The sequence below is a fragment of the Streptomyces sp. CNT372 genome (genome assembly GCF_000377145.1).
In genome coordinates this window covers 13805-28123 of sequence record NZ_KB897795.1, presented here as the reverse complement: position 1 = coordinate 28123, position 14319 = coordinate 13805, and the positions used below count along the sequence as shown (strand labels likewise).

Genomic DNA, 14319 nt, shown 5'->3' with positions numbered 1-14319 from the left:
CCGGAGTGTGTTCAGCCGTTCGGCGTTCGGTCGTTCATGGCGTTCTGGCGTTTCGTGGCATCGGGTTGTTTCACGGTAGGAGTTCGCGGGGGTAGACGACGGCGGTCGCGCCGTCGATCTCCATGACGTCGACGAGGGTGCCCACGGGGATCACATGGCTCTCGTCGAGGGCGCGGGCGGACCATGCTTCGCCGGCGAGCTTGACCAGGCCGTGCGTCGCGGTGACCTCTTGGACGACCTCCGCCGGCTTGCCGACCAGCGCGTCGCTGCCCTCGCGGGAGAGAGGTGAGCGGGCCATCTGCCGCAGCGCGACGGGCCGCACGAGGACGAACCCCGCGGCCGCGGCCACTCCGAGCGCCACAAGCTGTCCGAGGAATCCGACGCCGAGACCCGCGACGACGGCGGCGACCAGGGCGGCACCCGCGAGCAGCCCGAAGACGAGCGTCAGGGTGAAGAACTCCGCGACGCCCAGACCTGCGGCGGCGAGCAGCCAGATGAACCACGGCATGCGGTCACCCTCCCTGGTCTCTGGAGGGGGTCACTTCTGAAGGTACCCGCCGGAGCAGCGGACTGAACATACGTGCGCCTGTCGTGTTCCACGGGCGCACGCGATGTGACGCGGAGTGACGGCCAGCCCCTGGGCGACGCGGGCGGGGTCCGGGTGCCGTGCGGCAGTCGGGGCCGTGGCTTCCGGGAGACGGGGTGGCCTTCGGGGGCCTCGCGGCGCTTCTCCGCAGGGGACACGGGCAAGAGCGCCGGGCGCGATTCTGCTCCGGCGGAGCGGTACGGGGACGGCGGGCAGGGCAGGGACGTCGAGCAGGAGCGCGGCACCACCACGATCGCCGATGTCGTGGTGCAGAAGATCGCCGGACTCGCGGCCCGCGAGGTATCCGGGGTGCACGCGCTGGGCGGCGGCGCGGCACAAGCGTTCGGCGCGGTGAAGGGCCGCATTCTGGGGGCGTCCGCCGGGCCCGGGCCGGGCGTGTCCGTCGAGGTCGGCCGGAAGCAGGCGGCCGTCGATCTGCAATTCGTCGTCGAGTACGGCTCCGTCATACCCGGCCGGCCCGCGCGGTGCGGGACAACATCATCGACACCGTCGGGGATGACCGGGCTGGAGGTCGTCGAGGTGAACATCGACGTCGGCGACGTCCATGTCCCCGGTGACCCCGACGACGAGGACGAGGACGAGGACGAGGGTGGCGGGCGCGTCGCCCAGCCGGGGTGGCGCTGGGGGCCGGGCGGGTCGCGGGCTCCCGGCCGGACAGGGCGGGGGTTGTGCGCGGTGCTCCTCAGCGGCCCCGGCGGATCCGGGCTGCGGCGCGTGCCTCCGCTGCCTTGCGGGCTTCGGCGGCCTTGCGGGACTCCTTGGCGGGGCGGCCGGGGCGGGTGCCGATACCGCGGAAGGCGGCGTTGCCCTCGGCGGGCCGGGTTCCGGACGGAGGGCGCCGTGCGCCGGTGATCGCGGTGAGCTGTGCCTCACCGGAACGCACCTGGGTGACGGTGGGCCGGATCCGGGCCTCGGACAGCATCCGGTTCACCTCGCGGCGTTCGCCGGCGGTGACCAGGGTGACGACCTTCCCGGACTCCCCCGCGCGGGCCGTGCGCCCGGCGCGGTGCAGGTACTCCTTGGCGTCGGCGGGCGGGTCGACGTTGACGACGAGATCGAGCGCCTCGATGTGGATGCCGCGTGCCGCGACGTTGGTGGCGACCAGGACGTTCGTCGCGCCCTCCTGGAACTGGGCGAGGGTGTGGGTGCGCTGGGGCTGCGACTTGCCGCTGTGCAGGGCGGCGGCCCGGATGCCGCTGGCGCGCAGCTGCCGGGTGAAGCGGTCCACGGCGGCCTTGGTGTCCAGGAACATCAGGACCCGGCCGTCTCGTGCGGCGATCTCGGTCGCGGTGGCGAACTTGTCGGCGCCGTGGACGTTGAGGACATGGTGTTCCATCGTGGTCACCGCGCCGGCGGCGTGGTCGACGGAGACGGGCAGGGGGTCGTGGAGGTGCTCGCGCACCAGGCGGTCGACGTCGCGGTCGAGGGTGGCCGAGAACAGCAGGCGCTGACCGTCGGGGCGGACCTGGGCCAGGAGCTGTGAGACCTGCGGCAGGAAGCCCAGGTCGCACATCTGGTCGGCCTCGTCGAGCACGGTGATCCGGACCTGGCCGAGGTCGCAGTCCCGGCGGGAGACCAGGTCGGTCAGGCGCCCGGGGGTTCCGACGAGGACCTCGGCGCCGGCGCGGAGCTGGGCCGTCTGCCGGTTGATCGACAGGCCGCCGACCGCCGTGGCCAGGCGCAGGTCCAGGGCGCGGGCGTAGGGCTCCAGGGCGTCGGTGACCTGCTGGGCGAGTTCCCGGGTGGGCACCAGGACCAGGGCGAGCGGGGCCTTCGGCCGGGCGCGGCGGCCGGCGGTGCGGGTGAGGAGGGCGAGACCGAAGGCGAGGGTCTTCCCGGAGCCGGTCCGCGCGCGGCCGAGGATGTCCCGGCCGGCCAGGGCGTGGGGCAGGGCGGCCGCCTGGATGGGGAAGGGCTTCTCGACGCCGAGGCCGGTCATCGTGGTCAGGAGCGCGGGCGGCAGGCCGAGCCCGTCGAAGGATTCGGGGGGCGGCGCGTCCGGGGTGGCCGGCGTATCGGCGTTCATGGGGGCCTCTCTCGATCGTCGCCCGGAACGCGCCGGGGCCCGTACCCCTGCGGTACGGGCCCCGGCGGTGTCGAAGCGTGCCCCCATTTTACCAGCGGGAAGGCGGACCCCTGCCGGGGGACGGAGACGTTCATGACAGGTGCATGACTGGCGCGGCGGTGTGCGGGTAGGTTCCCCGGGCCCGGGGAGACGTGTCAACCGGCCGCCCTCTCACGTCAGTTGCCGGTGGTCGCGGCTCCCGCACTCTCGGCCCCGGAGCGGGCCGAGTCCCCCCATGAGTGAAGGGACGACCATGACCGACCACTCCCGCCGGCCACGCCATGCCTTCTGGCTGAAGGCCGCCGGCACCGCCGCCGCGTTCACCGTGTGCGCGGCGACGGCGGCCACCGCCGTACCGGCACCCCCGCCTTCGCCCGCCTCCACGCCGTCGGCCGCGGCGGTGACGATCACCTACGACGACAGCCGGGCAGGCGGCTGGGAGGCGGCCGTCGCCGCCGGCGTCGCCGCGTGGAACGACAACGTCGGCAACGTCGAGCTGGTCGAGGCCGCGCCCGGCGTCCGTGCCGAGATACAGATCGTGGCCACCAGCGGCTGGCCCCAGGCGAACCTCGGCCCGGTCCGGCCGGGCGGGCAGGTGCGCGTCGAGCTGGGCAGCCGGGCGGTCGCGGAGGGCCACGACAAAACCCGGATCGTCGCCCACGAGATCGGCCACAGCCTGGGCCTGCCCGACACCAAGCCGGGTCCGTGCTCGCAGCTGATGTCGGGTTCGAGCGCGGGCACCGCCTGCGCCAACGCGGTCCCGGACGCCGCCGAGCGGTCCCGCGTCGAGTCCGCCTACGGCGGAGGCTCCGCCTTCCGCGTCCCGGCGGACGGGCGTGTGGTGGTGGACGGGCGCATGGTGGTGGACGCGCCGTAGCACCGGCGGGCGCCGCGGACGGCAACGGCCCGGCGGGCGGCAACGGCCCCGCGGGCGGACACGAAGTCCCCCGCCGGGCCGTACCCGTTCGGCGCGCGCCGGCGGCTACTTCCAGATCTCGGCGACCCACTCGGGGTGGTCGATGAAGGGGTTGCGGTTCTTCTGGATCCCGAAGATCGCCTCGTTCCGCGCCTTCTCGAAAGCGTCCGGCGGGTCGGCCTCGTTCCACTGCTTCAGCACCGACAGCCGGCCCATCGCGGGCGCCGAGCCGTTGCCGACCTGGTCGTTGGGTTCGAGGTCGGCGAAGCCCTCACCGCCCTCGTAGCGGACGGTCATATAGAGGATCATGCGGGCGACGTCACCCTTGACCTGGTCGCGCGGTTCGAAGGAGTCCTCGTCGTACCGGCTGCCGGGGGCCTCGCCGACGGGCTCGCCACCGTTGTCGAAGTCCAGGTTGCCACGCGTGGAGTTGACGGAGGCGTCCTCGGGGCGCAGATGGTGGATGTCGGTGCCCGGGCCGGTCGATGTGCCGAAGCCGCCGTGGGACTTGGCCCAGACGTGCTCGCGGTTCCAGTCGTCGGCACCGCCGCCGTGGGCGGTCTTCGCCTGGGAGCGGCCGCTGTAGAGGAGGATGACGTTGTCGGGGTTCTCCGGGTCCTCGTCGGTGGTCTTCAGCGCGTCCCAGACCTCGTCGTAGGAGAGTTTGGTCTGCTCGCTGACGATGGTGTGCAGGGCTCCCTTCAGCTCGTCGCCGGTCTTGCCGAGCGCGCCGTCGTAGTAGGTGTCGTCGTAGGTGTGGCCGGGTGCCGCGGACGGGGCGGCGGGCGCATCGGCGCCCGATGCGGCGGGCGGGGCCGCGCCGGCGTACGCGGCCACGGGTATCAGGGTCGCGGCGGCCGCGGTGACGGCCAGGGCGGGGCGGCGCCAGGAAAGGCGCCGGCGGTGAGCGGACATGGTGTGGGGGGGTGTCCTCTCCCTCTCGACGGGCGCCGCGCGGAGGTTCGGGCGATCGGCCGTTTCCCCCGGCGGCGGGCCCGGCAGACGGTTCACGACGGATGGTTCACAGCGAATGGTTCACAGCAGATGGTTCAAGCCAAAGAGCTTGGCATGTCCCGGCCACCGGGGAGTGGACGCGGGGAGCCCGACCTGTGTCGACCCCGTGAAGGAACCGTTCTCCAGAGGCTGCCCGGGTCTCCAGAGGCGCCTGGGCCACCCGGTGAGAACCGGGCGGCCCGGTACCGGCCGGTGGAGAAGGAAGGGGGACCGGTTCAGCCGAGGGCGCGGCAGTACAGGGCCTCCGGGGTGCGCAAGGAGCCGAGCCGGCCGGTCCAGGCGACAGCCCCGCGTACTCGTGGTCGGCGCACTGGGCCTCGTACCGGCCGTGGGCAAAGTCCCCGCCGGCGGGGGCGGGGCCCGGGTTGTCCGGTCGTCGGTAGCGGCCGGGCCCCGGGCGCTGGGGCCGGTGACGGCGGCAGGCACGTCGACTGCCGGGGGGCGGGGGTTCGGCGGCGTGGCCGGGCGCGGCAGCACGGTGAGCACCAGCTGCGGCGCCGCCAGGACGGCGGTCAGGGCCTTGGCCGGGGATCCGCGCACACTGCCTCCTCCGTGGGCCCGGCGAACCGGGTGGGCCGCCGGGCTGTCATGGCAGGTTGATGACGAGGGTCAGCGCCCTCCGCACCACGGGGCGGCCCCGTCCGGGCCCACAACCGGGCCCGGTCCGGCCCGGATTCGCCTTTAGCAGAGGGAATGACCCACTCCGACCACAACACATGCGGACGACGGCTTTCGGCCAGAGTGGCGCCTGTGACTCTGGGTGCGGGACACCCCGCCCGGGGACCGCGCCGGGGGCGCGGTCCCCGCATGCCTTCGTGTGCCCGGTGTAGTGGTTCATCCTGTGACTACCTCCACATCGTGAAAAATTTCCCGCATTACCGCTGAAACACAGAAGGAAAATGGTCAAAAGTGAGCACGTCACTTTGACTACTGATCGGCCGTTCAGTGAGGGTCGTTCATATGTCCGTTACACGAACCGCCCCCGGGAACGGTGGCCCGCTGCGTCTGCGCGACTTCCGGCTGCTGCTCGCCGGTGCCGCCGCCTCCCAGGTGGGCGCGCAGGTCACCCTGGTCGCCCTGCCGCTCGTGGCGGTTCTGGTCCTCGACGCCTCCGCGTTCGAGGTGGGGCTGCTGACCGCCGCGGAGGCGGCGGCCTTCCTCCTGATCGGCCTGCCGGCGGGGGCCTGGGTGGACCGGATGCGCAAGCTGCCGCTGATGATCCGCGCCGACGCGGTGCGGGCAGTCGCCATGGCGAGCGTCCCCGTGGCGGGCGTCACCGGTGTGCTGACGATGGCCCAGCTCTATGCGGTGGCCCTGGTCACCGGCGCCGCCACCGTCTTCTTCGACGTGGCGCACCAGAGCTATCTGCCCCACCTCCTCCCCCGGGAGCACCTGGTCGCGGGCAACGGCGCGCTGGAGACGGTGCGTTCCTCCGCGCAGGTGACCGGTCCGGGCCTGGGCGGCTCCCTGGTGCAGCTGCTCGGCGCGCATCTGGCGATCGTGGCCGACGCGATCGGCTATGCCCTCAGCGCCCTGTTCCTGCTCGGCATCCGGCGCACCGAGGAACGTCCGGAGAAGGTGCCCGGCGCCTCGTTGCGCGGGGACGTCGCCGAGGGGCTGCGCTTCGTCGTCCGCCATCCCCTGCTGCGGGTGATCGCCGCCGCCACGGGTCTGGGGAACTTCTTCACGGCCGTCCTGATGGCCACGCAGACCGTGTTCCTGGTCCGGGTCCTCGATCTGCGGCCCGCGACGATCGGACTGATCCTCTCCGCAGCGGCGGTCGGCGGGCTCGCCGGGGCGCTGTGCGCGGGGGTGATCGGGCGCAGGTTCGGGCAGGCGCGGATCATCTGGCTGTCGGTCCTGGTGACGGGCCCGTTCGCGGTGCTGTGGCCGCTGTCCTCGCCGGGGGCGGGGGCGGTCCTCTTCGCGGTGGCCTCCGGGGCGGTGTTCTTCGGCTCCGTGGTCTACAACGTGGCCCAGGTGAGCTTCCGTCAGGCGCTCTGCCCGCCGCAGCTGCTGGGCCGGATGAACGCCACCCTGCGGTTCCTGATGTGGGGGACCCTGCCGCTCGGCGCCCTCGCGGGCGGGGCCCTGGCCGACGCGTTCGGGCCGCGCACGGCGCTGGTCTGCTGCGCGGCGGGCTTCCTGCTGGTGCCGCTGCCGCTGCTCTTCTCGCCGCTGCGCCGGATGCGGGACCTGCCGGCGCCGACGGACGGTGACCCGGCGGACGGTGACGGGGCCACGGGCGGGGGCGGTCCGGCGGCGGGGGACGCGGCCGGCGTTACGGCGGCGGGTGCAGGGGCGCCGGTACGGGCCGAGGCCCCCTAGGAGATGACCGGGCGCTTGCGCGCCGGGCTGCGAGAGACGAACCACGTCGAGAGAGGAACCCGTGCACAGCATCACGAGCCAGTACCTGGCCCGCTACCGGCGGCTCGACACCGGTGACGGGACACCGCACCTCCTTCCCGTCACCGGTGCGCAGCGCCGCTTCGTGCTGGTGCGGTCACTGGACCGGGCCGGACGGCCGGACCTCGTGCCGATGTTCTTCGCGTTCCCGGCCGGGGCGGTGGACCTCGCCCGGCTGCGTGGCGCGGCGCACCGCCTGGCGGCTCTGCACCCGGTACTGCGGGCCCGGCCCACCGTGCTGCGCGGTGCGCCCGTGCTCGCGCTCGCCGAACCGGACGTCCCCGTCACGCGCGTCGGCCTCGCGCCCGGGGAGAGCGCGGCGGCGGCGCTGCGGCGGGTGCTCGCGGCGTGGGAGGCGGACGGGCCTCCGATGCGGCTCTTCGTCGTCCGGGACGACCGGGACGAGGAGCGGGACGGGGGCCTGGAACGGAGCGCGGCCGACGGGCCCGGTGAGGCGCGGGAGATCCTCGCGGTCGTCCTCGACCATACCGCATGCGACGGACAGTCCCTCGCGCGCATCGTCACGGAGCTGACCGCCGCCTACGCCGAGCACGGGGGCGGGCAGCCCGGGGCCGGGGATGCGGCGGCCGAACTGGACGCCTACCGCTCGGCGGTGCTGCTGCACCTGGACGCCGAGGAGCGCGCGTCGTCACCCGAGGCGCTGGCCTACTGGGGCGACCGGCTCCGGACGGTGCGGGAGCACGCGCCGCTGCCCCGGCCCGTCCCGGCCGGGTCGGCGTCGGCGTCGGCATCGGCATCGGCATCGGCATCGGCATCGGGTGAACTTCCCAGTGGCGCGGCGGAGTTGCGGGTGCCGGTCGCGCCCGGCGGGGTCTCGTTCCCCGTGCTCCTCGACGCCTGCGCCGCCGCGGCCCGGGCGCTGTACCGGACGGACGCCACGGTGCCGCTGGGCTACCCGTGGGGTGGCCGGCCGCCGGGCGCGGCGCCGGTGCTGGGCTGCTTCCTGAACACCGTCGTCTTCCCGGCCGGGAGCGGGGCGCCCGCGGGGGGCTCCACCGCCGACGCCTGGTGGGACGATCTGGACCGGGCCGACACGCCGTTCGACGCGGTGGTCCGCGCCGCCCGGGCCGCGGGCTCGGGCTGGACCGGTCGGCTCGACGGGCTGCTGACCGTGGACGACACACGCGGCCGTCCCCCGCTCGTCCTCGGCGGGGTGACCGGCCGGGAGGTCCACATCGACGGACGCCCGGTGCGCGGGCCGTTCGCCGTCTCGGTCACCCAGGGGGCGGACCTCCATGTGCGGATGGTCTGGGACCGCGCGGTCCTGGCCGACGACGCCGCCACGGGGGGCTTCGACGCCCTCGCGGGCGCGCTGCGCGCGGCGGGGGCGGCGGCTGCCTGAAGCGGAATACGGGGCGGGGCAGGGCGGGGCCATGGTTCCTCGTCGTGTGTGGGTGCGCCGCATGTGTGGGCGGGAGCCATGTGGTCGCGCGGACGTGCGCGCGCCCTGCGTTGCCTCCCGGCACAGCTCCCCGGCCGACATATGTCCGCACCACGTGTGCCCGGACCACACAGGTCCCCGCCGCACAGACGCGCGCCACACAGGCCCCGGCCACATATGGCCCCGCCACACAGGCCCGGGCCACACAGCACCCCACCACACGGCCCCGCGCCCCCACCCCGCCCCCTGTCACCCGCTCGCCCCCGGACCACCGTCCACCCCCCTCAGACCACGCCCCCGGCCGACCAGCCGGGGTGCCCGCCTGGCAGGACCGCGCGACCCGCGGATCCGGCCCGGCCCGTCCGGCCGCGACCGTGCCCGGACACAGCCCAGATCCGACCCGACAACCCTCAGGGATCGCCCATGCTTCCGCTCTCCTCCTCGCAGGAGATCGTCTGGCTGCACGAGCAGGTACAGCCCGGCAGCCGCGCCTACAACTTCACCGCCTCGCTCGATCTGTGGGGCTCCCTCGACGCCGAGGCGCTGCGCCGCGGTCTCGCCGCCACCCTCGACCGGCACCCCGGGCTGCGCCTCGAACTGGTCCCGGTGCCGGGCGGGATGCCCGGCCAGCGCGTCGCCGACGCCTGCGCCCCGCGGCTGCGCACGGTGGACCTGAGCGGCGAGGCCGACCCGGAGGCCGCCTTCCGCGACCTGCTGCGCACCGAGGCGGAGACCCCCCTCGACACCGAGGAGGCGCCGCTGCTGCGCTGGACCCTGGTACGGCTCGCCGCGGACCGGCACCGGCTCATCCACGTCGAGCACCATCTGATCCACGACGGGCACTCCTTCGCGATCCTGCTCAAGGACGTGTTCTCGGTCTACCGCGCCCATGTCCTGGGCGAGCCCGTCACACTGCCTCCCGCCCCCTCCTACGCCGACCATGTGCGTGCCCAGGCGGCGGCCCGTACGGAGCGGCGCCGGCGCGCGGCGGCCGGGGCGGCGGACGCGAGCGCGGACACGGGCGCGGCCACGGACACGGGCGCGGACCCGGGCGTGGACGAGAGCCTGGCGTTCTGGAAGGCCGAACTGGCGGACGTCCCCCGCGATCTGCCGCTGCCCGGACTGGCCCGGCCGGGTGCCGCGCGCCGGCACCACGGCGGCCAGTTGCGCCAGTCGATCGGCGCGGACCTCGCGGATCGGCTGCGCGAGCACTCCCGCGAGCGGGGCCTCACCCCGTTCGCCGTCCTGCTGGGGCTCTTCGCGGAGTTGCTGCGCCGGCACAGCGGTCGGTCCCGGATGGTGGTGGGCACGGCGGTCGGCAACCGGCCGCGGGGCTTCGAGGACGCCGTCGGGATGTTCGTGAACACCATCCCGCTGGCGCTCGATCTGGACCCGGCGGCCCCGGCCGTGGAGGCGACGGAGGAGGTCACCGACACCCTGATCCGGGCGCTGCCGCACCAGGAGACGCCCGTCCAGGAGCTGACCCGGGCCCTCGGGCTGCACACCTCGGGTGCGGACAACCCGCTCTTCGCCGTCATGTTCAGCGCCCATGACGCCGTGCTGCCGGAGATCGACGTGCCGGGTCTGGACGTCACCCTGTTCGAGGGTTTCAACACCGGCACCACCCGTTTCGACCTCGATGTGGTGCTGCTGCCGGACGACCGGCGGGGTGTGAGTGTCCGGCACGGAGCCGCCGGGATGACCCTCGTCTGGGACTACGACGCCGACCGGTTCGGCGAGCCGGTGGCCACCCTGCTGGCGGAACGCCTCGCGGGCCTGCTGCGCGCCTATCTGGACGCGCCCGCCACGCCCCTCGCGAGCCTCGCGCCGCCGCCCGCTCCCCCGGCGCCCGCTGCCACCGCCATCGCCCCGGAGACCGGTTCCGTCCCGGACACCGGTTCCGCGACGGGAGCCGGTTCCGCGACGGGAGCCGGTTCCGCGACGGACGGCGCCGGACGGGACCTTCTGGACCCGGTCACCGCGCACGACCCCGACCGGCCCGCGCTGCTGATCGGCGCCCGGCGCGTCACCTACGGGGACCTGGACGCACGGGTCACCGGTCTCGCCGAGCGGCTGCGCGCCGCCGGGGTGACGGCCGGGCAGCCGGTCGCCTGTGTGCTGCCGCGCGGCGCCGAGTCGGTGGTCGCACTGCTCGCCTGCCTGCGCACCGGCGCGGTGTACTGCCCGCTCTCTCCGTCCGATCCGCCGGCCCGGCTGGAGCTGCTGCTGACCCGCCTCTCCCCCGCGCTCGTCCTCACCGCGCCCGGCACCTCGGTGGCCGTCCCGGAGGGCCTGCCCACCGCCGACACCGACGCCCCGCGTCTGCCCGCCGCCCGCCGGGCCGAGGAGGTCCCCGGGGCGGTGTACGTCATCCACACCTCCGGCTCCACCGGTACGCCCAAGCCCGTCGCGGTCGGCCGGGCCGCGCTGGAGAACCATCTGACCGGCACCGCCGTGCGGTTCGGCCTGGTCCCGGGCGACCGGGTGCTGCTCTTCGCTCAGCCGTCCTTCGACGTGGCCCTGGAGGAAGTCCTTCCGTCGCTGCACGCCGGGGCCTGCCTGGTGGTCCCGGACACCGACGTGCCGACCGGCACGGAGCTGGCCGGGCTGCTCGCCTCGGCGCGGATCACCGTCGCCAACCTGCCGACCAGCTACTTCCTGGCGGTCCGTGAGGACCTGGTGCCCGCGCTCCGCGAGGGCCGCTGGGCGCCCCGGCTGCTGGCCCTGGGCGGCGAGCGGCTCCCGGCGGACGTGATGCGGGCCTTCCGCGCGGAGACGGACGCGCGGCTGCTCAATGTCTACGGCGTCACCGAGGCCGCGGTCAGCAGCACGGTCCACGAGATCACCGCGGAGAGTCTGCGGGACGCGGCGGAGGTGCCGCTCGGCACCGAGCTGCCCGGGGAGCGCGTCCACGTCCTGGACGCGGGCCTGCGGCCGCTGCCGGACGGGGCGGTGGGCGAACTGGCCGTCGCGGGCGCGGGGCTGGCCGAGGGCTACCACGGCCACCCGGAGACGACGGCGGCACGGTTCGTCGCCCTCGACGCGCTCGGCGGGGAGCGCGTCTACCTCACCGGTGACCTGGGCTACCGGGGTCTCGACGGGGAGCTGTACTTCCTCGGCCGCCGCGACCACCAGGTGAAGCTGCGGGGCCACCGCATCGAGCTGGAGGAGGTGGAGGCGGCCGCCTCCGCCGCGCTCGGCGGCCGGTCCTGCGCGGTGGTGCTGGACCGCGAGGCACCGGGCGGTCCGCGCCTGGTCGGCTTCCTGGAGGCCGGTGACGGCGGGGCGGAGTGGGACGAGCGGGCGCTGCACGCGGAGTTGAGCCGGCGGCTGCCGGCCGCGCTCGTACCGGCGCAGTGGGCGCGGCTGGCCGCGATGCCGACGCTGTCGGGCGGCAAGCCGGACCGGGCGGCGCTCACCCGGGCGGCCGCCGGCCTGGAGCCCGCCCAGGAGAAGGAGCCGGACGGCTCCGGCACGCAGGCGCGCGGCGACGCGACGGCGGCGGACCCGATGACGGCGCTGCTCGCCGAGGGCTGGCGCACGGTGCTGGGCCACGACCGCTTCGACACCGGCTCGCACTTCTTCCATGCCGGCGGGCACTCACTGCTCGCCGCGCAGCTGGCCGCCTGGCTGGAGCCGCACCTCGGCCACCGGCCGCCGTTGCGGGTGCTGTTCCAGCACCCGGTCCTCACCGACCAGGCCGGCGCCCTCTCGGCCGCCGCCCCCGCCGCCCCGACCACTTCGACGGAGTCCCGATGAACGACACCACCGCACCGAAGGCCGCGACCGCCGGGGGCGGCAGCCCCGCCGTGGCCCACGGGCCCGGGGGCGGCGCTGCGCAGGCCGTCCTCGCCCGCTTCGAGGAGTGGGCGCGCACCGCTCCGCACGGCCCGGCCGTCACCGACGGCGCGCACCACTGGACGTACGAGGAGATATCCGCGGCGGCCGACGAGACCGCGGCCGTCCTGCGCGGGCGGGTGCGCCCGGGGGACCTGGTGGGCGTCTGCCTCGACCGGTCCGCGGCCCTCGTCGTCGCCGCCGTCGCCCTCGCCCGTCTGGGCGCGGTGTATCTGCCGCTCGGCCCCCGTCCCGGCGCGCGCCGCACCGAGGCGGTCGCCGAGGACCTCGACGTCGTCTGCCTCATCGGCGACCCGGGCGGGCTGCCGCCTGCGTACCGGGACGGCGAGCAGGTGAAGCTGCCGCTGCCGGACCGGGGCGCCAACGCCGTGGCCACGGTCGTGGCCGCGTTCGCCGAGGAGCGGGCGCCGGGGGCTCGCCGGGCGCCGGCCGGCGCGTTCTACGCCGTGCTGACCTCGGGTTCGACCGGCCGGCCCAAGGCCGTGGCGGTCGGCGAGCGGTCCCTCGCGGGGCTGCTGGAATGGTACCGGGACGAGACCGGGCTGGCCCCCGGAGACCGCCAGTCCCTGCTGATCGGGGTGGCGTTCGATCCGCATGTGATGGAGCTGTGGGCCGCTCTGACCTCCGGTGCGGCCCTGGTGCCCGCGCCGGACGAGGTGCGCTGGGACCCGGCGGTCCTCGCACAGTGGTGGCGGGACGCGGCCGTGACCGTGTCCGTCGCGGCCACGCCGATGGCGGAACCGCTGCTGGAGGGGCCCTGGCCGGCGGACCTGGTGCTGCGTCACCTGGTCGTCGGCGGCGACCGGATGCGGCGCCACCCCGGCGCGGACGTGACCGCGACCGTGCACAACGCGTACGGGCCGGCCGAGGCGACGGTGGTGACCACCGTGCACACGATGCGGCCGGGCGACCGGCCCGCGGACCTGTCGTCCGCGCCGCCGATCGGCCGCCCGGTGCCGGGCGCGACGGTCGCCGTCACCGGCCCGGACGGGCGTCCCGTGGCGGTCGGCGAGGAGGGCGAACTGCGCATCGGCGGCGCGCTCCTGGCGCTGGGTTACGTGGACCCCGAGCTGACGGCCCGCCGCTTCACGGCCCCGCCCCCGCGGGAGCCCGCCCCCACACCGGCCCCGGGCGTGCCCGCAGGTGACGAGGCCCCGGCCACCCCGGGCCCGGGCGGCGAGGCGTCCCCAGCGGTCACCGGCCCGTACGGCGGTGCGGCGGCCGGGACGCCGAACGGCACGGGCGCGGAGACCGCCGCGGCACCTTCGGCGGGCACCGCCCCGCGCGGCGGTGCCCGCCCGTCAAACACCACGGACACCGCCGCGGCCCCGGACGCCGAGGCCCCGGGCTCCCCCGGGGCGCCCGTGTCCGCCGTCCCCGGTGTGGACCGTCTCTACCGCACCGGTGACCGGGTCCGGATGCGCGGCGACGGGGTGCTGGAGTTTTTCGGCAGGCTGGACGACCAGGTGAAGGTCGGCGGGGTGCGGATCGAACCGGCCGAGGTGGAGGCCGCGTTCGAGCAGGACGCGGGTGTCGGGGGCGCCGTCGTCACCGCGTCCCGGACCCCCGAGGGACGCACCCGGCTGGTCGCCCATGTCCGGCCCGCGCCGGGCGCGCGGCCGGCCGGGGACGCGCTGCTCGCCGCCGTGCGGGCGTGGCTGCCGGAGCAGGCGGTGCCCGCCGCCGTGCGGATCGTGGACGCGTTCCCGCTGGACGCCAACGGGAAGGTCGACCGGGCCGAGCTGGCCCGGCGGTCGGAGGCGCCCGCGGGGGACCGTCCGGCCACTCCCGCCGAAGGGGCCACCTTCGGCGAGCGGCTGGTGCTCGCCGCCGTGCACGGTGAACTCGGCCTGCCGGAGGCCGGGTTGGACGACGACTTCACCTCCGCGGGCGGCACCTCGCTGGCCGCCGCCCGGCTGCTGGCCGTGATCCGGCGGGAGGCCGGGGTGCGGCTGCGCGCCCCGGAGCTGCTGCGCCGGCCGGACCTCCGGGCCGTGGCCGCCCTCGTCGACGAACGCCGTACCACCGCCCGCCGAACGGAAGGGACCTGA

Annotated in this window: 8 protein-coding genes and 1 pseudogene; 6 read left to right on the top strand and 3 right to left on the bottom strand. The window is 75.5% G+C overall.

From position 1 onward, the window contains the following. Positions 1–70 precede the first annotated feature (70 nt). The gene (locus C593_RS0127655) at positions 71–508 is read right to left on the bottom strand and encodes an NfeD family protein (protein ID WP_018850576.1); all 438 of its coding nucleotides are present in this window, start codon (positions 506–508) and stop codon (positions 71–73) included. A gap of 72 nt (positions 509–580) precedes the next feature. Between C593_RS0127655 and C593_RS32140 the strand changes: the two are divergent. Beyond that, a pseudogene (locus C593_RS32140) lies at positions 581–1090 on the top strand (Asp23/Gls24 family envelope stress response protein); the annotation flags it as partial. 199 nt (positions 1091–1289) lie between these two features. Here the strand turns inward: C593_RS32140 and C593_RS0127650 are convergent. Beyond that, positions 1290–2633 (bottom strand): DEAD/DEAH box helicase, encoded by a 1344-nt coding sequence (locus C593_RS0127650; RefSeq protein WP_018850575.1) that lies wholly within the window; start codon positions 2631–2633, stop codon positions 1290–1292. Positions 2634–2925: 292 nt separating this feature from the next. On the opposite strand from C593_RS0127650, the gene C593_RS0127645 reads away from it, so the two are divergent. Further along, positions 2926–3549 (top strand): snapalysin family zinc-dependent metalloprotease, encoded by a 624-nt coding sequence (locus C593_RS0127645; RefSeq protein WP_018850574.1) that lies wholly within the window; start codon positions 2926–2928, stop codon positions 3547–3549. A 105-nt stretch (positions 3550–3654) separates the two neighbouring features. Here the strand turns inward: C593_RS0127645 and C593_RS0127640 are convergent, their stop codons facing one another. Further along, positions 3655–4503: an endonuclease gene (locus tag C593_RS0127640; RefSeq protein WP_018850573.1), complete on the bottom strand. Its 849-nt coding sequence runs from the start codon at positions 4501–4503 to the stop codon at positions 3655–3657. A 1059-nt stretch (positions 4504–5562) separates the two neighbouring features. Here C593_RS0127640 and C593_RS0127635 point away from each other — a divergent pair. The 4 genes from C593_RS0127635 (at position 5563) to C593_RS34005 (ending at position 14319) form a co-directional block, all read left to right on the top strand. Next, positions 5563–6930, top strand: a complete 1368-nt coding sequence (locus C593_RS0127635) for an MFS transporter (RefSeq protein WP_018850572.1) — start codon at positions 5563–5565, stop codon at positions 6928–6930. A gap of 61 nt (positions 6931–6991) precedes the next feature. Beyond that, a complete protein-coding gene (locus C593_RS0127630) occupies positions 6992–8371 on the top strand; it encodes a hypothetical protein (protein ID WP_018850571.1) in 1380 nt (459 codons plus the stop codon). Between the two features lie 462 nt (positions 8372–8833). Then, positions 8834–12169, top strand: coding sequence for a non-ribosomal peptide synthetase (locus tag C593_RS0127625; protein WP_018850570.1), 3336 nt, complete (start codon positions 8834–8836; stop codon positions 12167–12169). Then, on the top strand, positions 12166–14319 hold the full coding sequence (locus C593_RS34005) for an AMP-binding protein (protein ID WP_018850569.1): 2154 nt from the start codon (positions 12166–12168) through the stop codon (positions 14317–14319). The genes C593_RS0127625 and C593_RS34005 overlap by 4 nt, the downstream gene beginning before the upstream one ends.